This window comes from Streptomyces sp. NPDC018031 (genome assembly GCF_044327625.1).
GTDB lineage: Bacteria > Actinomycetota > Actinomycetes > Streptomycetales > Streptomycetaceae > Streptomyces.
In genome coordinates this window covers 102,641-127,014 of sequence record NZ_JBIRFT010000013.1, presented here as the reverse complement: position 1 = coordinate 127,014, position 24,374 = coordinate 102,641, and the positions used below count along the sequence as shown (strand labels likewise).

The 24,374-nt window shown below is 75.4% G+C and carries 20 protein-coding genes and 2 pseudogenes; 12 read left to right on the top strand and 10 right to left on the bottom strand.

Annotated elements, in window-relative coordinates; translation table 11 throughout:
* Positions 1 to 303: 303 nt before the first annotated feature.
* Both ACH4B3_RS25345 and ACH4B3_RS25340 read left to right on the top strand, forming a co-directional pair.
* Positions 304 to 1,809: an MFS transporter gene (locus tag ACH4B3_RS25345; protein ID WP_398466351.1), complete on the top strand. Its 1,506-nt coding sequence runs from the start codon at positions 304 to 306 to the stop codon at positions 1,807 to 1,809.
* 226 nt (positions 1,810 to 2,035) lie between these two features.
* Entirely contained in the window at positions 2,036 to 2,728 is a 693-nt protein-coding gene (locus ACH4B3_RS25340) for an RraA family protein (protein WP_398466349.1), read from the top strand.
* A gap of 471 nt (positions 2,729 to 3,199) precedes the next feature.
* On the opposite strand, the gene ACH4B3_RS25335 is transcribed toward ACH4B3_RS25340, so the two are convergent.
* Positions 3,200 to 4,081, bottom strand: a complete 882-nt coding sequence (locus ACH4B3_RS25335; protein WP_398466347.1) for an RNA polymerase sigma-70 factor — start codon at positions 4,079 to 4,081, stop codon at positions 3,200 to 3,202.
* 208 nt (positions 4,082 to 4,289) lie between these two features.
* On the opposite strand from ACH4B3_RS25335, the gene ACH4B3_RS25330 reads away from it, so the two are divergent.
* Positions 4,290 to 5,123, top strand: coding sequence for an alpha/beta fold hydrolase (locus ACH4B3_RS25330; protein WP_398466345.1), 834 nt, complete (start codon positions 4,290 to 4,292; stop codon positions 5,121 to 5,123).
* Between the two features lie 39 nt (positions 5,124 to 5,162).
* Here ACH4B3_RS25330 and ACH4B3_RS25325 read toward each other — a convergent pair.
* Positions 5,163 to 6,035: pseudogene (locus ACH4B3_RS25325) on the bottom strand (DMT family transporter); the annotation flags it as partial.
* A gap of 47 nt (positions 6,036 to 6,082) precedes the next feature.
* Between ACH4B3_RS25325 and ACH4B3_RS25320 the strand changes: the two are divergent.
* Complete coding sequence (locus ACH4B3_RS25320) at positions 6,083 to 7,522, top strand: PLP-dependent aminotransferase family protein (RefSeq protein WP_398466343.1); 1,440 nt, start codon at positions 6,083 to 6,085, stop codon at positions 7,520 to 7,522.
* Between the two features lie 165 nt (positions 7,523 to 7,687).
* Here the strand turns inward: ACH4B3_RS25320 and ACH4B3_RS25315 are convergent, their stop codons facing one another.
* Entirely contained in the window at positions 7,688 to 7,951 is a 264-nt protein-coding gene (locus ACH4B3_RS25315) for a hypothetical protein (RefSeq protein WP_398466341.1), read from the bottom strand.
* Positions 7,952 to 8,110: 159 nt separating this feature from the next.
* Between ACH4B3_RS25315 and ACH4B3_RS25310 the strand changes: the two genes are divergently transcribed.
* The 4 genes from ACH4B3_RS25310 to ACH4B3_RS25295 all read left to right on the top strand — a co-directional run bounded on the left by ACH4B3_RS25310 (position 8,111) and on the right by ACH4B3_RS25295 (position 14,363).
* Complete coding sequence (locus ACH4B3_RS25310) at positions 8,111 to 9,241, top strand: XRE family transcriptional regulator (RefSeq protein ID WP_398466339.1); 1,131 nt, start codon at positions 8,111 to 8,113, stop codon at positions 9,239 to 9,241.
* Positions 9,242 to 9,468: 227 nt separating this feature from the next.
* On the top strand, positions 9,469 to 11,049 hold the full coding sequence (locus ACH4B3_RS25305; RefSeq protein ID WP_398466337.1) for an alkaline phosphatase D family protein: 1,581 nt from the start codon (positions 9,469 to 9,471) through the stop codon (positions 11,047 to 11,049).
* A gap of 123 nt (positions 11,050 to 11,172) precedes the next feature.
* Positions 11,173 to 12,543: a GNAT family N-acetyltransferase gene (locus ACH4B3_RS25300; protein ID WP_398466335.1), complete on the top strand. Its 1,371-nt coding sequence runs from the start codon at positions 11,173 to 11,175 to the stop codon at positions 12,541 to 12,543.
* A gap of 122 nt (positions 12,544 to 12,665) precedes the next feature.
* Positions 12,666 to 14,363, top strand: coding sequence for a DUF885 domain-containing protein (locus tag ACH4B3_RS25295; protein WP_398466333.1), 1,698 nt, complete (start codon positions 12,666 to 12,668; stop codon positions 14,361 to 14,363).
* Between the two features lie 73 nt (positions 14,364 to 14,436).
* Here ACH4B3_RS25295 and ACH4B3_RS25290 read toward each other — a convergent pair whose 3' ends face one another.
* From ACH4B3_RS25290 to ACH4B3_RS25280, 3 genes are all read right to left on the bottom strand, one after another.
* Positions 14,437 to 14,808, bottom strand: coding sequence for a toxin Doc (locus ACH4B3_RS25290; RefSeq protein ID WP_398466331.1), 372 nt, complete (start codon positions 14,806 to 14,808; stop codon positions 14,437 to 14,439).
* The gene (locus tag ACH4B3_RS25285; protein ID WP_398466329.1) at positions 14,808 to 15,041 is read right to left on the bottom strand and encodes a hypothetical protein; all 234 of its coding nucleotides are present in this window, start codon (positions 15,039 to 15,041) and stop codon (positions 14,808 to 14,810) included. The genes ACH4B3_RS25290 and ACH4B3_RS25285 overlap by 1 nt, the downstream gene beginning before the upstream one ends.
* A 286-nt stretch (positions 15,042 to 15,327) precedes the next feature.
* Positions 15,328 to 15,819 (bottom strand): rhodanese-like domain-containing protein, encoded by a 492-nt coding sequence (locus ACH4B3_RS25280; protein WP_398466327.1) that lies wholly within the window; start codon positions 15,817 to 15,819, stop codon positions 15,328 to 15,330.
* A 95-nt stretch (positions 15,820 to 15,914) separates the two neighbouring features.
* Here ACH4B3_RS25280 and ACH4B3_RS25275 point away from each other — a divergent pair, with 95 nt between their 5' ends.
* Complete coding sequence (locus ACH4B3_RS25275) at positions 15,915 to 16,361, top strand: Lrp/AsnC family transcriptional regulator (protein ID WP_398466325.1); 447 nt, start codon at positions 15,915 to 15,917, stop codon at positions 16,359 to 16,361.
* A 174-nt stretch (positions 16,362 to 16,535) separates the two neighbouring features.
* Here the strand turns inward: ACH4B3_RS25275 and ACH4B3_RS25270 are convergent.
* Positions 16,536 to 16,654 (bottom strand): annotated as a pseudogene (locus tag ACH4B3_RS25270) (IS5/IS1182 family transposase); the annotation flags it as partial.
* Positions 16,655 to 16,737: 83 nt separating this feature from the next.
* Here ACH4B3_RS25270 and ACH4B3_RS25265 point away from each other — a divergent pair.
* Complete coding sequence (locus tag ACH4B3_RS25265) at positions 16,738 to 17,160, top strand: hypothetical protein (RefSeq protein WP_398466324.1); 423 nt, start codon at positions 16,738 to 16,740, stop codon at positions 17,158 to 17,160.
* A gap of 283 nt (positions 17,161 to 17,443) precedes the next feature.
* Here the strand turns inward: ACH4B3_RS25265 and argJ are convergent, their stop codons facing one another.
* A complete protein-coding gene (gene argJ / locus ACH4B3_RS25260) occupies positions 17,444 to 18,634 on the bottom strand; it encodes a bifunctional glutamate N-acetyltransferase/amino-acid acetyltransferase ArgJ (RefSeq protein WP_398466322.1) in 1,191 nt (396 codons plus the stop codon).
* Between the two features lie 158 nt (positions 18,635 to 18,792).
* Here argJ and ACH4B3_RS25255 point away from each other — a divergent pair, with 158 nt between their 5' ends.
* The gene (locus ACH4B3_RS25255; RefSeq protein WP_398466320.1) at positions 18,793 to 19,185 is read left to right on the top strand and encodes a helix-turn-helix domain-containing protein; all 393 of its coding nucleotides are present in this window, start codon (positions 18,793 to 18,795) and stop codon (positions 19,183 to 19,185) included.
* Positions 19,186 to 19,366: 181 nt separating this feature from the next.
* Positions 19,367 to 19,777 (top strand): VOC family protein, encoded by a 411-nt coding sequence (locus tag ACH4B3_RS25250; protein WP_398466318.1) that lies wholly within the window; start codon positions 19,367 to 19,369, stop codon positions 19,775 to 19,777.
* A gap of 19 nt (positions 19,778 to 19,796) precedes the next feature.
* Here the strand turns inward: ACH4B3_RS25250 and ACH4B3_RS25245 are convergent, their stop codons facing one another.
* Positions 19,797 to 22,910: an AAA family ATPase gene (locus ACH4B3_RS25245; protein ID WP_398466316.1), complete on the bottom strand. Its 3,114-nt coding sequence runs from the start codon at positions 22,908 to 22,910 to the stop codon at positions 19,797 to 19,799.
* Positions 22,907 to 24,070 (bottom strand): exonuclease SbcCD subunit D, encoded by a 1,164-nt coding sequence (locus tag ACH4B3_RS25240; protein WP_398466314.1) that lies wholly within the window; start codon positions 24,068 to 24,070, stop codon positions 22,907 to 22,909. Before ACH4B3_RS25240 ends, ACH4B3_RS25245 begins: the two co-directional genes overlap by 4 nt.
* Positions 24,071 to 24,374 lie beyond the last annotated feature (304 nt).

The following is a 24,374-nucleotide window of genomic DNA, read 5'->3' as shown; positions in this document are numbered from 1 at the left end:
CGGCCGGGGTCGCCCGTGCACCCCGGCGGGATGGACGAGGGCGCCGCCATGACGCTCCACCGCCCCTGCCCGGACGCACCACGCGCATCGCCGCGCCGGGCAACGCGAGGCTATCCCACCGGATCGGTGCCGGGCACACCACCGGCATGCCGGACGACCGTCCCGTTTCGCCCCCTGGCCGCGACCGCCGGCGGCCGTGCGGCGCCCCACCGGCGGGAGGGCGGCATGCCGGGCGCCGGCCGGGGCATCCGGAACAGTCCACGGCGCGGGCCGCCGTGCCGGAGAGACCGAGGAGCGTGCGGAATGGCCACGGCGAGAGCGTCGGGTGCGGACACCGGAGCGGCGGGGACGGACGGGGGCGGCGCGCGCCGGGACGCCGCGGTGACCACGGACGTACCCGCGCGCCTGGACCGGCTCCCCTGGTCGCCCTGGCACTGGACGGTGGTCGTCGGCCTGGGCACGGTGTGGATCCTCGACGGCCTGGAGGTCACCCTGGTCGGCAACATCGCCGGCCGGCTCTCCGAGGACGGCAGCGGCCTGGACATCTCCGCGGCCCAGGTCACCGGCCTGGCCGCGGCCCTGTACGTGACCGGGGCGTGCTGCGGCGCGCTCTTCTTCGGCCGGCTCACCGAACGGTACGGCCGGAAGAAGCTGTTCATGCTCACCCTGGCGGTCTACCTGGGCGCGACGGCGCTCACCGCGGTGTCGTTCACCAGCTGGTGGTTCTTCCTCTTCCGGTTCCTCACCGGTTTCGGTATCGGAGGCGAGTACGCGGCGATCAACTCCGCCGTCGACGAGCTGATCCCCTCCCGGTACCGGGGCCGGGTCGACCTGATCATCAACGGCAGTTTCTGGCTGGGGGCGGTGGGCGGCTCGCTGCTGTCCGTGCCGATGCTCGACACCTCGCTGTTCGCCGCCGACGTGGGGTGGCGGCTGACGTTCGCGTTCGGCCTGGTGCTCGGGCTGGCGATCCTGCTGGTCCGCCGGAACGTGCCGGAGAGCCCGCGCTGGCTGTTCATCCACGGCCGGGACCGGGAGGCCGAGGAACTCGTCGACGACATCGAGGAGCAGGTGGCCAGGGGCACCGGCGCACCGCTGCCGCCGGCGGAGGGGAGCATGACCATCCGCCGCCGCGGGGACATCGGGTTCGGCACCGTGGCCCGGACGGTGTTCGCGACCTACCGCCGGCGCGCCTTCCTGGGGCTGGCGCTCTTCATCGGCCAGGCCTTCCTGTACAACGCCATCACCTTCGGCTTCGGGACGATCCTCACCACCTTCTTCGACGTCTCCGCGGGGCGGACCGGCTACTTCTTCGCCGTGATCGCCGCCGGGAACTTCCTCGGGCCGCTCCTGCTGGGCCCGTTGTTCGACACCGTCGGCCGCCGCGTGATGATCTCCGGGACCTATCTGCTCTCGGGCTGCCTGCTGCTGATCACCGCCTGGCTGTTCGGCGCCGGCCACCTCACCGCGTACACCCTCACCGGCTGCTGGGTGGCGGTGCTCTTCTTCGCGTCCGCGGGCGCCAGTTCGGCCTATCTGACGGTGAGCGAGGTCTTCCCCATGGAGACCCGGGCGATGGCCATCGCGTTCTTCTACGCGGTGGGCACGGCCGCCGGCGGCATCAGCGGGCCGCTGATCTTCGCGGAACTGACCGAGTCCGGGGTGGTGGGCGACACCGTGCTGGCCTTCCGGATCGGGGCGGTGCTGATGTGCCTGGCGGGCCTGGTGGCCGCGGCGCTCGCGGTCCCGGCCGAGCGCCGGTCGCTGGAGGACGTCGCCGCGCCGCTCTCGGCGACCCCGGCCCGCTGACGGCGGGCCGGGGCCGGGCGTTCCTCCGGCGTGCGGCGGCGGACGGCGTGCGCGCGGCGGACGGCCCCGGTCCCGGCGGACGGCTCCGGCGGCGGACGTCCGGTCCCGGCGGACGCCGGCCGGTCCGCGGTCGGCGGCGCGGCCGGGCGGGGGCCGGATAGGATCGCCGCGCCGACCGCCGCGTCCGCGGGTCACCCGGTGACCGGACCCCGCCAGGGAGGAAACCATGACGGAGGACTTCGCCACCCTGTCCACACCGCTGCTGGCCGACGCCTGTGTCCGCGACGGCGTCCCGCTGCGCGCCGCGCCGCCGGGCATCCGGGCGGCCGGGCCCGGACAGCGGCTCGCCGGCCGGGTCAGGCCGGCCCGGCACTACGGCAGCGTGGACGTGTTCCTGGAGGCCTTCGGGACGGCCTCGGACGGTGAGGTCCTGGTCGTCGACAACGGCGGGCGGCCGGACGAGGCCTGCGTCGGCGACCTGGCGGCACTGGAGGCCCAGGCGGCCGGGCTGGCGGGCCTGGTGGTGTGGGGGCTGCACCGCGACACCCCGGAGCTGGTGGAGATCGGTCTCCCGGTGTTCAGCTACGGCGCCTTCCCGGTCGGCCCGCTCCGGCTGGACGAGCGGGAGCCCGAGGCGCTGCGCACCGCGCGCTTCGGCCCCCACCTGGTGAGCGACGCGGACGTGGTCTTCGCGGACGACGACGGCGTGCTGTTCGTCGCGGCCGACCGGGTCGACGGCGTGCTGGCGACCGCGCACCGGATCCGGCGGACCGAGCGCGAACAGGCCGCCCGGATCCGGGCGGGCGAGACGCTGCGCGCGCAGACGCGCTTCGACGACTTCCTGGCCCGGCGCGCCGCCGATCCCGCGTACACCTTCCGCCGGCACCTGCGGCGCGTCGACGGCGCGATCGAGGAGTAGGCGGGGGCGCCGCACCGCGCGCCCGGCTGGAGCACCGGCCCCGGTCCCGCGGCCCGTTGCGGCGGCGGCTCGTACAGGTCGTCGTGGCCGCGCGGCTGGCGGAGCACCCTCGCCGGCGGGGTGGCGCCGTCCGGCACACTGCTCAGCCGCCAGTGGTCGTCGGTCCACGGGAACTCGCCGTCCTCGCTGCGGCAGGCGCCGCGGGACCCGGCGCCCGCCTCGCCGTGCCCCGGCGGTTCGGGCAGGGTGGGCTCGTCCAGGGCCTTGATCCGGAGGTCGCCTTCGCAGGGGAGGACCTCCCGGAACGGGATGGTGTCGGCGGGGAACGGGATGCGCTGCCCGATCGGCCACCGCCGGACGTACGCGCTGGGTCCGACCGCGGTGATCGCAGCTTCGCACGGACGGCCGGAGGCGTCGGCGGCGGGAAGCCCCCGGTGGCCCCGGCCGGGCCGGGGTCGCGGCCGGGCCGGGTCAGATGGCGAGCCGGGCGAGTTTCTCCGGGTTCCGCACCACGTACACGCACCGGATCGCGCCGTCGGCCACGTCGAGGCTGAAGACCATGTCGGGCCTGCCGTCCAGCAGCACCACACCGGCCCACCCGCCGTTGACCTCGGCGAGCGTGACCTCGGCGCCCGGCAGCCGGGCGGCGGCACCGGCGAGGAAGCGGCCGATGTGGTCGGCGGTCCGCAGGATGCGCAGGGGGGCCTGGGCCTTGCCCCCGCCGTCGCCGACGAGCCGGGCGTCGGGCGCGAGCAGCGCCAGCAGTCGCGCCAGGTCGCCGCCGGCCGCCGCGGCGATGAACCTCTCGGTCAGGTCGCGCTGCTGGGCCGGGTCCACGGCGTACCGGGGCTTGCGTTCCTCGACGTGCCGCCGGGCCCGGCCGGCGAGTTGCCGCACCGCGGCCTCGGTGCGGTCCAGTGCGGCGGCGATCTCCCCGTACGGGAAGCCGAACGCCTCCCGGAGGACGAACACGGCGCGCTCCAGGGGTGACAGTGACTCCAGCACGACGAGCACGGCGAAGGAGACGGTCTCGGCCCGCATGGCGCGTTCGGCGGTGTCCGGGACGGTGGTGCCGAAGTCGGTGCGCAGCGGCTCGGGCAGCCACGGCCCGACGTACGCCTCACGACGGGACCGGGTCTGCCGCAGCCGGTCGATGGCGAGCCGGGTGGTGACGCGCACCAGATAGCCGCGGGGGTCGCGGACTCCGGCCTGGTCGGCGCCGGACCAGCGCAGCCAGGCCTCCTGGACCACGTCCTCCGCGTCCGCGACGTGGCCGAGCATCCGGTAGGCCACTCCGAGGAGCACCGGGCGGTGCTGCTGGAACACGTCGGTCGCGGTGTCGGCTGAGGTCACCGGCCTATCCCACCCGACAGTGGGGCATGTTGTCCAGTAATGCCGCCGGGCCGGGCCGCGGCCCCGTGCCCGGACCCGCTGCCCGGGCACGACAGGGGACTTACCAAGTGGTAACCATTGCTGACATCCTGTCTCGCGAGAGTCTCGCCGCCGCCGGGAGTCCTCCCCAGCCGAGAGTCCGCCGCTGCCGAGAGAGCAAGGAGCCCCGATGGCCACCACCGTCTCCTTTCCCGTCTCCACCGCCTCCGGGGAGCGCACCGTGCGGATGGTCTACGAGCGCCGCGGCTCGGGCGAACCGCTGGTCCTGCTGCACGGCGTCGGCCACCACTGGCAGGCGTGGGAGCCGGTGCTGGACATCCTCGCCACCACCCACGAGGTGATCGCCGCCGACCTCCCAGGCTTCGGCGCCTCGGCGGCCCTGCCGGACGGCGTCGCCTACGACCTGCCGGGCGTGGTCCCGGTGCTCGGCGGGTTCTTCCGGGCCCTGGGGCTGGACCGCCCCCGGATCGCGGGCAACTCGCTGGGCGGCCTGCTCTCCCTCGCCCTGGGCCGGGCCGGCCTGGTACGGACCGTCACCGCGCTCGCCCCCGCCGGGTTCTGGACCGAGGCCGAACGCCGCTACGCCTTCGGGGTGCTGGCCGGGCTGCGGGCCGGCGCGCTCCTGCTGCCGCAGCCGACGGTGCGGGTGCTGGCCCGCTCGGCGGTCGGCCGGGGCGCGCTCACCGGGGCCATCTACGCCCGGCCCGGCCGCCGTTCACCGGAGGCGGTCGCCGCCGAGACCGGGGCGCTCCGCGGCGCCACCGGGTTCGCCGCCACCCTCGCCGCCGGCCGCCACACCCGCTTCACCGAGGACCTGCCGGACGTCCCCGTCACCATCGGCTGGGGCACCCGGGACCGGGTGCTGCTGCGCCGCCAGGGCGTCCGGGCCAAGCAGGCGATCCCCGGTGCCCGGCTGATCCGGCTGCCCGGCTGCGGCCATGTGCCGATGAACGACGACCCGGCGCTGGTGGCCCGCGTCATCCTGGACGGCAGCAGCCGCTGACCGGCCGCCGCCAAGGACGCCGGAGCCGAGCCCCACACCGGCCGCCACCAGCAGGCTGCCCAGCGCCTGCGGTACGCCGTAGCCACCGGCCCCCACCAGGGGCGCCGTGGCGGCCGCGGAGACCGGGATCAGACCGGAGAAGAGGGTGGCGCGCTCCGCGCCGATCCGCTGGACACCGATGTACCAGAGCACGAACCCGACCACGGTGGCCACCACCGCCTGCCACAGCAGGGCGAGCCCCTCACCGGTGTCCGGCGGTCGCAGCCAGTCGCCGCCGTCCATCAGCAGGCCGAGCACACAGGACTCGACGGCGGCGATCCCGCAGGCCGCCGCGGACAGCAGCCGGGGGCCGAGCGGACGCAGCACCGGCACCGCCAGCAGAGCGAAGCCGGCCTCCCCGGCCAGCGCCCCCAGCGACCACAGCAACCCGGCGGTGTCGGTGCGCCCCCACCCCTGCACGGTGAACGCGCCCGCGGCCACCGCGAGCGCGCCGAGCACCACCGGCCGGGCCGGCCGCCGCCCGTCCAGCGCCGGGGCGACCACCGCCACCAGCACCGGGGCGCAGCCGACGAAGACCCCGGGCACGGCCGGCTCGGCGGTCCGCTCCGCGGCCAGGATGGTGAGGTTGAAACCGACCATGCCCACCGCGGCGAGGACCGCCAGCCGCAGCCACTGACGCCCGGACAGGTCGCGCAGCGGAGCGGTGCCGCCGCGGCCGAGCAGCCAGGTCAGCAGTGCGCAGGCGAGCCCGTAGCGCAGGGCCTGGCCGCCCGCGTACGGATAGTCGCCGAGGACGGCGTTGGCGGTGAAGGAACCGCCGACCAGTACGCAGGCGAGGGCGGCGCACAACGCGCCGGAGCGGGCGGACGGACGGCGGGCGGACGGGGACCCTCCCCGGGTGGTTCGCAGCATGAGACGGACGCTACGGAGCCGTGCGGTACCCCTTAAGGTCCAATCCGATGACTGCTACGGGGACCACTTCGGCCGACGGTCCGGGCGACGGCGGCTGGACCGCGGCCTGGGAGCTGCTGCTGCCCACCGCCTCGGCACCGCCGCGCGGCCGCGGCCGGATGCTCCAGTCCGCGCTGCGCGAGGCGGTGCGTTCCGGGCGGATCGCCGCCGGGACCCGGCTGCCCTCCAGCCGGGAGCTCAGCGCCGACCTCGGAGTCTCCCGCGGCCTGGTCACCGACGCCTACGAGCAACTGACCGCGGAGGGCTATCTCTCCAGCGCCCGGGGCGCGGGCACCTGGGTGAGCGGCGCGGCGCGCGCGGTGGCCGCCGCGGGGCCCACCCGGCACCCGGCCCCCGAGGTCCGGCGGGCCGGCTTCCTGCCCGGCTCGCCCGACCTGTCGCTGTTCCCGCGGACCGCGTGGTCGGCGGCGCACCGGCGGGTACTGGCGGAACTGCCGCACGACGGGCTGGGGTACCCCGACCCGTGCGGACTGGCGGCACTGCGCGCGGCGGTCGCGGCGCTGCTGACGCGGCGCCGGGGCGTGGTGGCGGAGCCCGGCCGGGTGATCATCTGCTCCGGGGTGGCGCAGGCCATGACGCTGCTGTGCACCGTCCTGCGCACCCGGGCGCCGGGGCCCGGGGTGGTCGCCGTGGAGGACCCGGGCAGCCCGGAGCACCATGCGCTGATCGCGGCGTCGGGTCTGGCCACGGCGGCGGTGCCGCTGGACGCCGAGGGCATGTCGCCGCGGGCGCTCGCCGCCGCCGGTGCCCGCGCGGCGGTGCTCACCCCGGCCCATCAGTTCCCGTCCGGCATCGCGTACTCGGCGCGGCGCCGCACCGAACTGCTCGACTGGGCCCGCGCTGCGGACGGGCTGCTCGTCGAGGACGACTACGACGGCGACTTCCGGTACGACCGGGCGCCGGTCGGCGCGCTGCAGGGCCTGGATCCGGAGCGGGTGGCCTACACCGGGTCGGTCAGCAAGTCCCTGGCGCCCGGGCTCCGGCTGGGCTGGCTGGTCCTGCCCGAGGCCCTGGTGGCCCCGGTGGCGGAGGTCAAGCGGACCATGGACCTGGGCCACCCGGTCCTGGACCAGGCGCTGCTGGCGGACTTCATCACCCGAGGCGACTACGACCGGCAGCTGCGCCGCTGCCAGCGGGCCTACCGTGAGCGTCGGGACGTGCTGGTCGCGGAGCTGACGGAGCGCTACCCGGGCACCGAGATCACCGGTATCGCCGCCGGGCTGCACGTCATCGCCCGGCTGCCGGCCCGGTTCGGCCCGCAGCGGCGCTTCCTGGCCGAGGCCGGGCGGGCCGGGGTGGCACTGCGTCCGCTGGACGACTACACCGGGGCGCCCCCGCCACCCGGCGGAGCCGTGCGGCTGGTGCTCGGCTACGCGCACCTGCCGCCGGCCCGCATCCGGGAGGCGGTGCGGCTGCTGCCCCGCTGACCGGAACCGGCCGGTCCGGCCGCGCGCGGCCCGGTGCGGGCGGCCGGGTGCTCGGGACGGCGCCCCGCCGGGGGTCGGCGGACGGCACCCACGTCGGCGCCCGGTGCGGCGGGCCGGCACCCGCGACGACGCCCACGACGGGGCTCGGTGCGGGCGGCCGGGTGCTCAGGACGGCGCCCGGTCCTCCTCCACGTGCCCGCAGGCGGCGCACACCCATATGAGCCCGATCGCGTCCCGCTGACGCCACATGGTGCGGCGGCACCGCGGGCAGCCGCGCGTCTGGATGCCGTCCCGCCCCATCAGGGGCGGCTCCGGGGTGCTGTCGGCGTAGTCCCGGATCCTCAGGCGGGTGGCGGTGTCGTCAGCGCGGCCCATGCGGAGCAGGCTCACCACGCGGGACCGGGCCTCGTCCGCAAAGTCGGTCTCCATCGGGCCGGAGCGTAGCGCTCGGGGGTGACATCCCGGGCGACACCTCCGTTCTGTCACCCGAATCGGTGCCACGTCCGGGCCGGCTCGCCCCGCGGCGGCCGGGCGCGCACGCCGGGTGGGCCGGCGGCCGGCCGGCATCCGGTCGCTACCCTTGCCGGCATGGGCAACCGGGGGGACTTCGGTCGGCGGGCGTCAGCGGTCCTCCGGGAGCGCGGGATCAGCACCGGGTCCGCGGCGCGCGCACTCGGCCAGGACGCCGCGGGCCTGGCCCGGGTACCGGCCGGGAAGCGGATCCCGTCGGACCGGCTGGTCGCGGCCTTCGACCGGGCGTTCCCGCCGGATCCGCGGCCCGCGGCGGAACCGGACCGGCCGGACCCGGTCCGCGGCTGCGACGAGGTGGCCGCCGTGCGGGCCGCCTCACAGCGTCTCGTCCTGCTCGACAACAGCATGACCGGCCGGTCCGCCGCCGGAGCGGCCGCCCGGGAGTTCGCCGCGGTCCACCGGCGCCTGCGCACCGGCGACCACGACGCCCGGTACGAACGCGACCTTTGGGCGGCCGCCGCGGAACTGGCCGAGGTGGCCGGGTGGGCGTGCATCGAGGCGGAACGGCACCCGGCGGCGGACCGGCTCAACCGCGAGGCGCTGCTGCTGGCCCGGATGTCCGGGGACCGTTCCATCGAACTGCTCATCATCCAGAACCTCGCCATGCACGCCGGCTGGCTCGGCCGGCCCCGGGAGGAACTGGCCCTGGCCCGCGCCGTCCTGGAGGGCCGCCCGCTCACGCCGCGGGTGGAGGCCATGTTCCGGATCCGGGAGGCCCGGGGGCTGATGGGGACCGGCCGGCTGGCCGCCGGTGCCCGGTCGCTGGCCCGGGCCCGCTCGCTGCACGCCGACGGCGAGCGGAACGGCGACCCCGCCTGGGCCTGGTGGGTCACCCCGGGCGAGATCGACGGGCACGAGGGGCTGGGGCTGCACGCGGCGGGGCGGCACGCGGACGCCGTCCCCTTCCTGGAGCGCGCCGCCCGGCACTCCGGGTCCGCGGTCGGCTACCAGGCGATCTTCGCCGCACGGCTGCTGGACTGCCTGCTCCGGACCGGGCGGTGGCGGGACGCCGAGGAGCTGGCCCGCTCGGTGACGCCCACCGTCGGCGAGATCGGGTCGGTACGCACCCGGAACCTGCTGGCCGGCACCGCGCGGCCGGGGGGCGCTCCGGACCGGGCGCCGATCGGCGTCCGCGACGCGCTGGCCGCGCTCGCCGCCGCCGTCGAGGGCGGTCGGTCCGACCGGTGACGTCACCGCGGCGGCGGGGTTCCGGTCCACTGCCGGCCGGGCCCGGCCCGGCCCCCGTCCACCCCGGTGCGGCCCGTGCGGCGGCAGGGCGGCGCGGGCGCTTCCCGGGCGGCGGCGCCCGTTGTTCACTGTCCGTTCGGGTGGGTGGCATCTCGCCCCGATAGCAACCCAGTGCGAAGAACGGCACGGCGGGCCACCGCCGGCACGACAGCCACAGGAGGTTCCAGATGGTGCGCGGTTCCGGGGAAGCGTTCGGGCGGCGGGCGGTGCTGCGGGGATCGGCGGCCGCGTCCACCGCGCTGGCCCTGCCGGTGCTGCCGGCCCTGGCCGGGGCGGCGCCGGCCCAGGCGCTGTCCGGCCGGCCGAGCGCCCGGTGGGGCGTCCAGGTGGGCGATGTGACGACGACCTCGGGTCTGGTCTGGGTGCGCTCGGACCGGCCCGCCCGGATGGTCGTGGAGACCTCCGCCACCGAGTCGTTCAGCCGTACCCGCCGCTGGCGCGGCCCGGTGGTCGGCCCCGGCACCGACTTCACCGGCACCACCGCGCTGCACGGCCTGCCCCCGGGCACCGAGGTGCACTACCGGGTCCTGCTCACCGACCCGGACGACCCGCGGCGGGCCGCCGAGCCGGTGTACGGGACCTTCCGCACCGCCCCGGCCCGCCGCCGGGGTGTGCGGTTCCTGTGGTCGGGGGACCTGGCGGGACAGGGCTGGGGCATCAACCCGGACCGCGGCGGCTTCCGCGTCTTCGACGAGATGCGCCGGCGGGACCCGGACTTCTTCCTGTGCAGCGGCGACAACATCTACGCCGACGGCCCGATCCTGCCCACCGTCACCCTCCCGGACGGCAGCGTCTGGCGGAACGTCACCACGGAGGAGAAGTCGAAGGTCGCGGAGACGCTGGCGGAGTTCCGCGGCAACTTCCGCTACAACCTGCTCGACGCGCCGCTGCGCCGGTTCAACGCCCAGGTGCCCACCGTCACCCAGTGGGACGACCACGAGGTGCGGAACAACTGGTACCCCGGGCAGATCCTCACCGACGACCGGTACACGGAGAAGAGCGTGGACGTGCTGGCGGAGCGTGCGCGGCGCGCGTTCGCCGAGTACTACCCCGTCTCCACGCTGCGGGCGGACGGCGAGGGCCGGGTCTACCGGGTGCTGCGGCACGGGCCGCTGCTCGACGTGTTCGTGCTGGACATGCGCACCCACCGGGACGCCAACTCGCCGGGCCGGCAGCCGGAGAACACCCAGGGCATCCTCGGCGCCCGGCAGCTCGCCTGGCTGAAGCGGGAGCTGTCGCGGTCCCGGGCGGTGTGGAAGGTGATCGCCTCGGACATGCCGCTGGGGCTGGTGGTCCCGGACGGCGCGGCGAACTTCGAGGCCGTCGCCCAGGGCGACCCGGGCGCGCCGCTCGGCCGCGAGCTGCAGGTGGCCGAGTTGCTGCGGCACATCAAGCACCAGCGGATCACCGGCACGGTCTGGCTGACCGCGGACGTCCACTACACCTCGGCGCAGCACTACGAGCCGTCCCGGGCGGCGTTCACCGACTTCGAGCCGTTCTGGGAGTTCGTCACCGGGCCGCTGCACGCGGGCGGGTTCCCGGCGGGGAAGCTGGACGGCACCTTCGGGCCGCGGCAGGCCTTCGTGAAGTCCCCGGACCGGGCGAACGTCTCCCCGGCCGAGGGCTTCCAGTTCTACGGCGAGGTCGACATCGACGGGGACAGCGGGGAGCTGACGGTACGGCTGCGCGAGGAGGGCGGCGCGGTACTGTTCACCCAGGTGCTGCAGCCCGGCCGGGTGGGCCAGTGAGCGCGGTGCCGCTCCCGCGTCCGGCCGGCGGACGAAACCGGACAGTAGCCTTCAGAAGGCTCCTTTACCCAGCGGTCACAGTACGTTCGTGATCACGCAACACCACTGGGCGAGGGTGTGTGCATGACTCATCAGACCTGTGCGCACACCCTCCGCCGCCACCACTGGCGGCGTGACCTCGTCGAACTCGCGGCGCTGTTCACCGCGGTGGCGGTCGCCGACGCGATCGCCAACACGATCGCGCACGGCCCGGACGGGCCGGTGCTGCTGATCGCCTCGGCGACGGCGCTGCTCGGCACGGCGGCGTTCCACACCTGGTGGGCCCGGCGGCACGGCCACGCACCGCCGCCGACCGCCACCGATACCGGCGCCACGGCGGACACCTCGCGGGAGGAGACCACGCTGTGGCGGATGCGGACCACGGTCCGGGACGTGCCGGGCAGCCTCGCCGCGCTCTGCGGCGAACTCGCCCGGCACCGCGTCGACATCCTGACCCTCCAGACCCATCCGCTCGGCGACGGCACGGTGGACGAGTTCCTGCTCCGCACACCCGGCGGGCTGCAGCCCGCCGAGCTGACCCGGGCGGTGGCGGACGGCGGCGGCAGCGGTACCTGGCTGGAACGGGCCGACACCCACGACCTGGTGGACGCGCCGACCCGGGTGCTCAACCTGGCCACCCGTACCGCGCTCGACGCCGCCGAGCTGCCCCTGGCGCTGCGCCAGCTGCTCGGCCGCTGCACCATCCACTCGCTGCCCGCCACCACGCTCGGCGGCCGGCCGCTGGGCCGGCCGCTGCCGGTGGAGGGGGTGCTGGAGGAGACCGTGATGCGGCTGCGCGACCCGTCCGGCGGCTCGATCACCATCGAGCGGCCGCACCCGCCGTTCACCCCCACCGAGTTCGCCCGGGCGCGGGCCCTGGTCGAGCTGGACGCCCGGCTGGGGCCTCGGGTCCCGCACCGGCACGACACCCTCACCCTGCCCGAGGGCAACGAGATCACCGTGCGGCGTGCCGACACCGCGGATCTGGCCGCGGCACGCGCGATGCACGAACGCTGCTCCACCCGGACCCTGGAACAGCGCTACCACGGCCCGGTCGGCGACGCGGACCGCTACCTGGACCACCTGCTCAGCCCGCGGTACGGGCGCACGCTGGCCGCGTACACGCCGTCCGGCCGGCTGGTCGCGCTCGGCCATCTGCTGTGGGACGGTGACGAGACCGAGGTCGCGCTGCTGGTCGAGGACGAGTGGCAGCGCCGGGGCGTCGGCTCCGAGCTGCTGCGGCGGCTGGTCGCGATGGCCGCCGAGGCGGACTGCGCGCACGTCTACGCGGTCACCCGGTCGGCCAACACCGGCATGGTGGCCGCCATGCGGGGCCTCGGACTCCCGCTGGACTACCAGATCGAGGAGGGCACGCTGGTCATCACCGCCCGGCTGACGCCCGCCGCGGAGCCGGCGGCGACCGACCCGCTGCCCGCGCCGCACTCGCGCCACTGACCGCCGCCCGGCACGGGCGAGGGGCGGCGCCGGGGCTCGGCCCGGCGCCGCCCCTTCCCCTATCAGGTACACAACCGAAAACGGTGATGACGCGGCGCCGGCCGGCGTACGAGGATGGCCCCATGTCCGATACCGCATACCTCCTGCCCCGTCAGGTCGCCGACGCCTATGTCGACGCGCTGATCGAACTCGACCCGATCGCCGGCACCTTCATGGGAGTGCCCGAGTCCTCCCGGCGGCTGCCGGACTTCTCCCCCGCCGGCCAGGAGGCACTCGCCGACCTCGCCCGCACCACGCTGGACCGGCTCGCCGAGGCCGAGGCGCGGCCCGGCGCGGACAGCGGCGCCGAGCGTCGCTGCGCCCGGCTGCTGCGTGAGCGGCTCACCGCCGAGCTCGCCGTCCACGAGGCGCGGGAGCCGCTGCGCGCGGTCAGCAACCTGCACTCGCCGCTGCACTCGGTGCGCGAGGTGTTCACCGTCACCCCCGCCGACACCGCGGAGGACTGGGCCGCCCTCGCCGAGCGGCTGCGCGCGGTGCCCGCCGCGCTGGCCGGCTACCGCGCCTCGCTCGCCGAGGGGCTGGAGCTGAAGCTGCCCGCGGGCCCGCGCCAGGTGTCCACCGTCATCGGCCAGCTGGACGAGTGGATCGGCACGGACGGCGGCTGGTTCGCCCAGTTCGCGGCCGGCGGAGCGGACCGCCCCGGAGTCTCCGACGAGCTGCGCGCCGAACTGCGGGCGGCGGCCGCGGCGGCCACCGGCGCCCTCGCCGAGCTGCGCGACTGGCTGCGGGACGTCTACCGGCCCGGTGTCGACGGCGCCCCGGAGGTCGTCGGGCGCGAGCGCTACGCGCGCTGGTCCCGCTACTGGAACGGCACCGACCTCGACCTGGACGAGGCGTACGCCTACGGCTGGTCCGAATACCACCGGCTGCTGGCCGAGATGCGCTCCGAGGCGGCGAAGATCCTTCCCGGGGCCGACCCGTGGGAGGCGCTGCGCCACCTGGACACCCACGGCGAGGCCGTCGAAGGCGTCGAGGAGACCCGTCAGTGGCTGCAGCGGCTGATGGACGAGGCCATCGAGGCGCTGAACGGCACGCACTTCGACCTGGCGGAGCGGGTCAAGCGGGTGGAGTCCATGATCGCCCCGTCCGGCACCGCCGCCGCCCCGTACTACACCCAGCCGTCGATGGACTTCTCCCGGCCCGGCCGTACCTGGCTGCCGACCATGGGCGAGACCCGGTTCCCCGCCTACGACCTGGTGTCCACCTGGTACCACGAGGGTGTCCCCGGCCATCATCTGCAGCTGGCGCAGTGGACGCACGTGGCCGACCAGCTCTCCCGCTACCAGGCCACGGTCGGCATGGTCAGCGCCAACGCCGAGGGCTGGGCGCTGTACGCCGAGCGCCTCATGGACGAACTGGGCTTCCTCACCAACGCCGAGCGGCGGCTGGGCTACCTCGACGCCCAGATGATGCGCGCGGTGCGGGTGATCGTGGACATCGGCATGCACCTGGAGCTGGAGATCCCGGCGGACTCGCCGTTCCACCCGGGCGAGCGGTGGACCCCGGAGCTGGCCCAGGAGTTCTTCGGCCGGCACAGCGGACGGCCGGCGGACTTCGTGGAGAGCGAGCTGGTGCGCTACCTGGGCATGCCCGGGCAGGCGATCGGCTACAAGCTGGGCGAGCGCGCGTGGCTGACCGGCCGTGAGGCGGCGCGGCAGCGGCACGGGGACGCCTTCGACCTCAAGGCGTGGCACATGGCCGCGCTGTCCCAGGGGTCCCTGGGCCTGGACGACCTGGTCGAGGAGTTGTCGGCGCTCTGATCCGGACGCCGTCCGGACCGGGACGGGCGCGGCGGGCACCGCCGGGTCCGTCCCGCGGCGGTCCCGGCCGGGGTCAGATCCGCCAACCGCGGATGCGGTCGGCGCATTCGTAGACCTCGACGCGGTACTCCTTGATGTCCCGGGCGAGGTCCACGATGGCGCCGTAGGGCGGGTCTATCCCCTCGCCGGTGGCCGCCATGTAGGCGACGACCACCATGCACGCGTAGAGGCTGCTGCGCGCGGGCAGCGGCTGGAGGCGCACCAGCGAGTGCATCAGGGCCGCCGCCCGCCAGGCCGCGTCGGGTGCGTGGTCGAACTTCGCCACGTCGAAGGCGTGCCGGGACACCGCAGCGGCGAGTGCCGTGTAGTCGTGTACGGCGGGTTCGTCGTACAACTTCTGTTCCTGGACCCCGAGGAGCCAGGGCAGATCGATGCGCAGGTTCATCAGGCCGCCGCGCCCCGGCCGGCGGTCGGCGGCACTTCCTCGGGGAAGGCCTCGTCGAACTCCTCGATGTGGTCGTTCCAGAACTTCGCCGCGTGCTGGACGAAGAGGCGGCGCTGCTGTTCCCGCACCGACAGGTCGTGGACGTACGCCTTGACGCTCTTGCCGTCGGCGGCCGCGGCCTCGCGGATCGCCGCGAGTTCCTCTTCGGTGAACTCGATGTTCAATGCGGGCATGACAGAACGGTACCGCAGCGGTACCGGACCGCGGGAGGCGCCGGACGGCCCGTCGGAGCGGCCGGCGCGGTCCGCACCGGGCGGCGCCGGCGGCGCACGGACGGGCGCGCGCACCGGACCGGTGAGGACCCCGGGGCGGTGAGGAGACCGGGCCGAGGGCGGGGGCGGGCAGGGCCCGGGCCGAGACGAGCACGGCCGGGGCCGGGCCCGGGAAGGAGCGGCCTTCGCCGCCCGCGCCGCGGTGCACCCGCCACCCGGCGCGCGGCGGCACCGCGGAACCGGGCGGTCAGCAGCCGCAGTCGGCGCCGTCGCCGACGGGCGCGGTCAGCGGATCGGCGGGACGGCGCTCCCGGCCCTCCCAGGTCTCCACCTCGAAGCCCTCACGGATCCAGTACTCGATGCCACCGAGCATCTCCTTGACCCGGTAGCCGAGCCGGGCCAGGGCGAGCGCGGCGCGGGTGGCGCCGTCGCAGCCGGGCCCCCAGCAGTAGACGACCACCGGGACCGCCGGGTCGAGCAGGTCCGCCGCCTGTTCCGGGATGAGCGCGGTCGGCAGGTGCACCGCGCCCGGCACATGCCCCTGGTCCCAGGCGGGGGTGGACCGGGAGTCGACGACCACGAAGCCGGGTTCGCCGGCTTCGAGCGCGGCATGCACATCGGACACGTCGGTGTGGAAAGCGAGCCGGGAGGCGAAGTACGCGGCGGCCTCGGCGGGAGCGGCCGGAGGCACCGAAAGAACCCGGGAGACTGCGCTGACCTGCGGTGATGTCGTTGTCATGGGTAAGAATCTACGGTCCGGCAACCTCGGTGGTGAAGCCATGATCCACGGTGATCTCCTTGATGGGCCGGGGATTCCCCTGCTAGACATCGCCCATGACCGGCTATTCCCCGGACGCCATCGACTGGCGCATTCTCGACGCCCTGCAGGCCAACGGCAGAGCGGGCTTCGCCGAGCTGGCGCGCACCGTGAACATGTCCGCCAGCGCCGTGACCGAGCGGGTCCGGAGGCTGGAGGAAGCCGGCATCATCACCGGATACGCCGCGGTGGTCGACCCCGAGCGACTGGGCCTGGCGGTACTCGCCTTCGTCCGGCTGCGCTACCCCAACAGCAACTACAAGCCGTTCCACGATCTGATCGCCGCCACGCCGGAGATCCTGGAGGCGCACCATGTCACCGGCGCGGACTGCTTCGTCATCAAGGTGGCGGCGCGGTCCATGCGCCACCTGGAGCAGGTGACCGGCCGGATCGGCGGGCTCGGCCCGGTGACCACCAGCGTGGTGTACTCCTCGCCCCTGTCCCGTCGCGCGCTGACCCCCTGACCATCCGCCCACTGCCGCTCACTCCCCCACCCGGGCTCCGGTGGCCGCGGGTCCCGCCACCCTCGCGCCGCCCGGTGCGCGGGCGCGCACCGGGCGCGCACCGGACTACGCGCAATCGGACACCGGCCCGGGCGGTGCGACAGGGGAGGTGAGGAACACCGGAACGGAGAACCGGCGCTGAGCCCTCAGCTTGTCGATCAGCCGCTCGACGGTGTTCCGCTCCTCGTAGGGACCGGCATCGTGGCCGACGGCCGGCCGCCTCTGAGGCCCTTGTTCTTCCGGGGAACTGCTCGAGCCCGGGTCCTTGTCTATGGTGGTGCGTGGCCACAGGCGCGCCCCTGGTTGCAGAGGCCGCCGCATCTCACAGGGGGACGGGATGAGCGAGTCGAGCGACGACACCGAGGGCACAGGCATCCTGATCGCACTTGGCATGACGGTCGGCCTGTCCCTGGTCTGGGCTCATGTCATCAAGGACCAGGCAGAGCTGATGACCTGGGGCGCCCTGGTGATGGCCGCAGTCACCGGCCTGGTCGCCGGAGACTACAGCAACCACAGCCAGGCGGTCGCCGTCACCTGCGCCTTGGCCACCCCGATCGGCACCTACCTGGGCACGCTCCTCGGCCTCTGCCTGATCGCCGTCGCTCAGTACGGAGGTGACTTCGGCGACGCCTGGCAGATCTTCACCAGCAACACCAGTGAGGCGGCGCGCCTGTTCGAAATGGAGGCCCAGGACCGCGACTGGCTCTTCCTGTTCCTCTCGGCACCGGTGGGGTACGGAGCGGCGATGCTGGAGGATTGACCTGGGGTGGGTCCCCGCGGCGGCCGCGGGGACCCGGGCGCCCCTCAAGGCCACGCTTGGGGGCTTTTGCGGCCCTGCCCGCCCACCAGCCGCCGCCACTTGGACTGCTCAGGCGGGCGGACGTCGAACGAAGCCCTCATCGAGACCGGACCGGCTCAGCGCCGTTCTTCGTTCCGATGTCCGTCGTCTCCCGACAGCGCGCCGTCTCGGGGCGGGGCATCCCCACACCGGCGGGCGATCACCCGACCGACCACCGGCCCAGCCGGGGTGCGCGCGGGACCGCTCAGGTGGTGTAGTCCGCGTTGACCCGGATGTAGCCGGCGGACAGGTCGCAGCCGTAGACCGTGGCCTCGGCGGTCCCGAAGCCGAGTGAGACCCGGATGTCGACCTCCGACTGCCGCATGACGCCGGTGAGTTCCTCCAGCGTGCGTTCCGTGGGCTCCTCGGGGTACACCTCGATGTCGCCGAACGCGACCCCGACCCGGTCCGGCTCGATGTCAGTCTCGTCGGTGTTCTTTCCGATGGCCATCAGCACCCGGCCCCAGTTGGGGTCGGCGCCGTGCACGGCCGTCTTGACCAGGGGCGAGTTGAGGACGCTCTTGGCGATGCGCTCGGCCTGCGGACGGTCGCGCGCCTCGGTGACGGTGACCCGCAGCAGCTTGGTGGCGCCCTCCCCGTCACCGGCGAGCTGCCGGGTGAGGTCCAGGCAGAGATCGGTCAGCGCGGCGGTGAACGCCGGCAGGTCGACCGGGCCGGCCGCGCCGTTGGCGATGACCGCCACCGTGTCCGAGGTGGAGGTGTCGGTGTCGACGCTCAGGCAGTTGAACGTCTGGTCGACGGCCGTGCGCAGCGCCGCGTCCAGGTCCTCCGGTGACAGCTCCGCGTCGGTGAACAGATAGGCCAGCATGGTGGCCATGTCGGGCTCCAGCATGCCGACGCCCTTGGCGACGCCGATGATGCGGGTGTTCCCGATCGTGCGGCCGGCCGTCTTGGGCCGGGTGTCGGTGGTCATCATGGCGCGCGCCACGTCCAGGGGTTGCGCCCGGAACGCGTCGAGGCCCCGCTCGGCGGCCTGGTCGAAGTGCGCGCGGATGGTGTCCATCGGCAGCGGGCGCCCGATGACTCCGGTGGACCCGATGAGCACTTCGCCGTCCGGGACGCCGAGGATCGCGGCGACCCGGCCCACGACTTCCGCGGCGTTCTCCTCGCCCTGCTTCCCGGTGGCGACGTTGGCGTTCTGGGCCAGCGTGGTGACGGCACGCAGGTTCCGCCCCGCGGCGTGCTCCCGGCTGAGGACCACGGCGGGTCCGGCGAACAGGCTCCTGGTGAACATCGCCGCGCTGGCCGAGGGGCGATCGGACACCACGACGGATATGTCGTGCCCGTGGTCGCGCAGTCCGCCGTGTCCGGTGTAGGCCCGGAAGCCGGCCGGCCACGCCCGCACCTCCGGGATGATCGAATAGTCATGCGTCATGACGTATATGTTTGCAGACCGGATCATGGGCTGTCCAGAGATCACCCCTCCAGGCGGCGCGGCCCGGCCCTCGCCCACCCGGCCGCCACCATCGCGGCGGCGCCCACCTCCACCGGCCCGCGCCAACGGACGGCGGAGCGGCGTGATGTGATGGCGCGGTGAGTCGCGCCACGGAAGAGACCAACCGCCGCCTGCTGCGGGCCCGGGACGCGATGGACCGCGCCTACGCGCGGCCACTGGACGTCCCGGCGCTGGCCCGGATCGCCCATGTGTCACCGGCGCACTTCACCCGCGTCTTCCGGGCCACGTTCGGTGAGACGCCGCACCGCTATCTGCAGCGCCGCCGGATCGAGCGTGCGATGTTCCTGCTCCGGGAGACCGACCGCAGCGTGACCGACATCTGCTTCGACGTCGGCTTCGGCAGCCCGGGGACCTTCAGCCGCACCTTCCGCGACATCGTCGGCCGCTCCCCGAGGGCGTACCGGAAGGAAGCCATCCGGGCCGGGGTGCCGACCTGCTTCACCATGGCCTGGTCCCGGCCGAGCGACTGACCGCCCGCACGCCCGCCCACCGCCGAGGAGGCCGCGCACCGCGGACGCCGGGACCGCCGACCGCCGACGCGGCCGCCCGCCGACGCCGGAACCGCTGAGGCACCGAAACCGCTGACGGACGGCCGCCGACCGAGCAGTTTCGGATAAGTTTCCGCGCCGGGACCCCAGTAGCGTGATCCCCATGTTCAACGCCATCACGCAATCGCAGATATACGTTCTCGACCAGGACGAGGCCCTCGACTTCTACGTCGGCAAGCTCGGCCTGGAGGTCGCCGCCGACGTCGACATGGGCTTCATGCGCTGGCTGACCGTCAGCGTCCCCGGCCACCCGGAGCGCCAGATCCTGCTCGAGAAGCCGGGCGCTCCGGCGATGTCGGAGGAGACCGCGGAGCAGGTCCGCGACCTGGTGACCAAGGGCGCGATGGGCGGCTGGCTCATCTTCACCACGGACGACTGCCGCGCCACGTACCGGACGCTGCTGGACCGGGGCGTGGAGTTCACCGAGGAACCCACCGACCGCCCGTACGGGACGGACTGCGGGCTCCGCGACCCCTTCGGCAACCGCATCCGCTTCACCCAGCCGAGGGCCTGAGTCCTCCGGCGGGCCGCGGTTACTCCGGGCCTGCGGTGACCGGGTGGACCGTGGAACCGTCGCGGCCCTTGACCACCCGCAGCTGGGCCGGAACGCGCTGCCGGAGCTCGGCGACGTGGCTGACGATGCCCACCGCTCGGTCCCGTTCCCGCAGCGAGTCCAGCACGTCGAGGACCTCGTCCAGGGTCTGTTCGTCCAGGCTGCCGAAGCCCTCGTCGATGAAGAGGGTGTCCAGCCGGGTGCCGCCCGCCTCGTCGGTGACCACGTCGGCCAGGCCCAGGGCGAGGGAGAGCGAGGCGAAGAAGGTCTCGCCCCCGGAGAGCGTCGCGGTGTCCCGCTCCTGGCCCGTCCAGGAGTCGATCACGTGCAGGCCCAGACCGGCCCGGCGGCTGCCGGTCCGCTCGTCGGAGTGGACCAGGGTGTAGCGCCCGGCGGACATCCGCCGCAGCCGGGCGCTGGCCGCCGCCGCGACCTGCTCCAGCCGGGCCGCCAGCACATAGGACTCCAGGCGCATCTTCCGCTCGTTGTCCGCCGAGGTGCCGGCGGCCAGCGAGGCCAGCGCGGCGATCCGCTCGTAGGCGGTGCGCAGCGGGGCCAGCCGCCGGGCGTCGCCGATCGCCTGGGTGGAGAGCCGGTCCAGCTCCGCGCACCGCTCACGGGCTGCCGCGTCCCGGGCGGATGCCTCGCGGAGTGCCCCGGTGGCCGCCTCGGCGGCGGCCTGCGCGGACGCGAGGTCGGCGGGCGGCCGCTCGCCGGCGGCCGCCACCTCGGGGTCGGCCAGTTCCGCCGCCACCGCCGCGGACGCGCTGCGCCACTGGTCGAGCCGTTCCTGGAGGTGGCGTCGGCGGTCGGCCGGCAGCTGGGCCTCGGCGGCCTCGGCCGGGGTGCCGAAGCCGGCGGCGGTGGCCGCGTCGGCGAGCCGGGCGTCGGCGTCGGCGAGCCGGGCGGCGGCGGTCCCGGCGGTGCGCACCGCTTCGGCGGCCTCGGCGACCAGCCCGGCCCGCCGCTCCAGCAGGGCGGCCCGTTCGGCCACCGTGGCGGCACCACCGCGGGCCTGCTCCACCTCCGCGGTGAGCCCGTCCCGCTCCCGCGCCAGGGTCTCGCGGCGCGAGGTGCGCGCGGCCGTCCGGTGCTCGGCCTGCTCCCGCTGGGCGGTACGGCGCCGCTGCTCGCTCTCCGCGTGCGCCAGGTCCTCCCGGGCGTAGTGGCCGTCGGCGGCGGCCTGCCGCGCCGCGGCGACGGCGGTACGCAGGTCGGCGAGTTCCCCGGTGAGCGCCGCCACGGTGGCTCCCCCGGCGGCGGCCTCGGCGGCCGCCCGCGCCTCGCGCAGCGCCTGCAGTTCCTCCTCGGCTGCCTTGCGGGCGGCGTCGGACTCCTCGAAGGCGGCCAGCGCCGCCTCCTCGGCCGCCCGGTCCACCTGCCCGTCCGCCGCCCGTGCCGGCCGGGGGTGGTCCGCCGATCCGCACACCGCGCACGGCTCGCCGGGCCGCAGCGCGGCGGCCAGTTCGGCGGCGATGCCGCGCAGCCGCCGTTCCTTGACGTCGAGCCAGCCGGCCCGGGCGTCCGCGGCCAGCTCCCGGGCGCGCAGGGCGCGTTCGCCGGCCTGCCGGACCCGGTCGCCGAGGCGCTCGTGCTCCTCGGCCGCGGTCAGCCGCCGGGCCATCGGCTCCAGCTGGGTGCCCAGGTGTTCGGCACGGGCCGCCGCGGCGTCCGCCGTCTCGACGCGCCGCTGGTAGGACGCCCGGGCCGGTTCCCATCCGGCGAGCCAGTCGACGGCTTCCTGGACGGTCTCCTCGTCGGCGCGGGCCTCCCGGTCCAGGGCGGCGAGCTCGGCGGTGATCTCCGCGGCCCGCCGTTCGGCCCGGCGGGCGGCGGCGATCCGGCCCAGCTCCTCACGGAGTCCGCGTTCGTGCGCCGCGAGTTCCCCGCCGGGCGCGTCGGCCAGCCGGGCGGGCAGCCGGGAGCGGGCGCGCCGTTCCGCGGCGGTGGCCGCCGCGTGCTCGTGTCCGGCCTTCGCCCGCAGGTCCAGCGCGGGGGCGACGGTCTCCGCGGCCCGTGCCCGGTCCAGCCGGTGGGCGCTGCGCTCGTACTCCTCGCGTCCGGCGGCCAGTTCGGCGGCGCGGCGGCGGGCGGTGGCGTGCCGGTGCTGGAGCCGGGCCAGTTCGCGGGTCTCCTCCAGCCGCTCCCCCGCGGCCCGGTGCGCGGCCTCGGCGGTCCGTACCCGGCCGGCGGTGATGTCCCGGCGCTCCCGCGCGCCGCTGCGGGCCACCGCCGCCCGCTCCAGCACGAACGTGGCGAGGCCGGGCCGGCCGGGCACCGGTGCGTCGCCGTCGGCGCCGGCCCGCGCGGTGCGGCCGGTACGCGGCCGGCCCCGCGCGCCGGTGCCGGACGGGGTGCGCTGGTCGGGGACGGCGGGGCCGGCCGGTTCCAGCCGGGGCAGCTGCGCCAGGTCGGGGCAGTCGCCCGCGGCCTGGTCCATCCGGTGGGCGAGGTTGAGCAGCCGTTCGTCGGCGCTCACCACGCCCTTCTCGGCCTCCCGCCGCTGTTCGGCGAGCCGCTCCTCGACGGCGGCGAAGCGCCCGGTGTCGAACAGCCGGCCCAGGAGCTTGCCGCGGGCCTCGGCGTCGGCCCGCAGGAAGCGGGCGAAGTCGCCCTGGGGCAGCAGCACCACCTGGCAGAACTGCTCCTTGCTCATGCCGAGCAGCCGGCCGATCTCCTCACCGATCTCCTGGTGCGAGCGGCTCAGTCCGCGCCAGCTGCCGTCCGGGCCCTGCTCCCGCAGTTCGCTCACGGCGCGCTCGGTGGTGAATCCGGTGCGGTTCTTCTTCGGGCGCGGCTGTTGCGGGCGACGGGTGACCTCCAGCCGCCGTCCGCCGACGGTGAGCTCCAGCACCACCTCGGTGCGGACGTCCGGTCCGGCGTGGTCGCTGCGCGGGCTGAGGCCGGTGGCCTGGCGGGCACCGGGCACGCTGCCGTAGAGGGCGTAGCAGACCGCGTCCAGCACGGAGGTCTTGCCCGCGCCGGTGGGCCCGTGCAGCAGGAAGAGCCCGGCCGCGGACAGCTCGTCGAAGTCGATCTCCTGGGCGCCGCCGAAGGGCCCGAAGGCCGTGACGGTCATGCGGTGGAGTCTCATCGGGCGACCTCGTCGAGGGCTTCGGCGGTGCGGACCGCGTCCAGGGCCTCGGTGAGCACCTCGCGCTCGGCAGCGTCCGGGCCCTGGCCGCGGACGTGGGCGACGAAGTCGACGGCGATCTCCCGGTCGCTGCGGCCGCGCAGCCGCTGGGCGTAGGAGCGGCCGGGGGTCTCCTCGGCCTGTTCGGGCGCGAAGGCGAGGCTCACCACGTGCGGGAAGCGGGCGGCGAGGCGGGCCATGGGGTCGGCCGGGCGGGCCGGGTCGGTGAGGGTGGCCTCGACCCAGGAGTCGCGGTGCGCGTCGAGGGCGGGGTCGGTGAGCAGTGTCTCGAGGCGGCCGTGCAGCCGGGCGAGCGGCCGCGGCACCGGCCAGTCCACCCGCTCCGCGGTCAGCTCGCCGCCGGCGCCCAGGTCGATCAGCCACATCGACTTGCGGTGCCGGGCCTCGGAGAAGGAGTAGGCCAGCGGTGAGCCGGAGTAGCGCACCCGCTCGGTGATGGTCTGGCAACCGTGCAGGTGGCCCAGGGCCACGTAGTCGACGCCGTCGAAGACCTCGGCCGGTACCGAGGCGACCCCGCCCACCGAGATGTCCCGCTCGCTGTCGCTGGGGGCGCCGCCGGTGACGAAGGCGTGGGCGAGGACGACCGAGCGGGTGCCGGCGGGCCGTCCGGCCAGGTCGGCGCGCACCCGGTCCATGGCGGCCCGGAGCACCGCGGTGTGGCCGCCGGCCGGGGCGCCGAGCTCCTGCCGTACCAGGGCGGGTTCCAGGTAGGGCAGCCCGTAGCAGGCGACCTCGCCGTGTTCGTCGGAGAGCAGCACCGGGGTGGCGCAGCCGGCCGGGTCGGTGCGCAGGTGGATCCCGGCGCGGTCCATGAGGCCCGCGCCGACGCCCAGGCGGCGGGCGGAGTCGTGGTTGCCGGAGATCAGCACGGTGGGGACGCCCAGCTCCGCGAGCCGGTGCAGCGCCTCGTCGAAGAGTTCCACGGCGGCCAGCGGCGGGACCGCCCGGTCGTACACGTCACCGGCGATCAGCACGGCGTCCACCTGCCGCGCCCGGACGGTGGCCACCAGGTGGTGGATGACCTCGCGCTGCGCGCCGAGCAGGCCGACCCGGTGGAAGGACCGGCCCAGATGCCAGTCGGAGGTGTGCAGGATTCTCACCGGGCCGCTCCGACCTGCATGTTCTCCGCTCCTCCAGCTTCTGCGACCAGCACCGGACCAGCACGGGCTCCGCGGTCGGCACGGACCACGTTAGCGCCGTCCGGCCCCGGGCCGGTCACCGGCCCGCGCCGGCGGCCGGGCGGCGGAGGTCGGACGGCGCCGGTCGTCACGAGGGGGCAGGACGGCGGGGGTCGTCACGAGGGAGCAGGACGGCGGGGGTCGTCACGGCGGGGGTCGTCACGACGGGGGCAGGACGGCGCCGGTCGTCACGAGGGGGCAGGACGGCGGGGGTCGTCACGGCGGG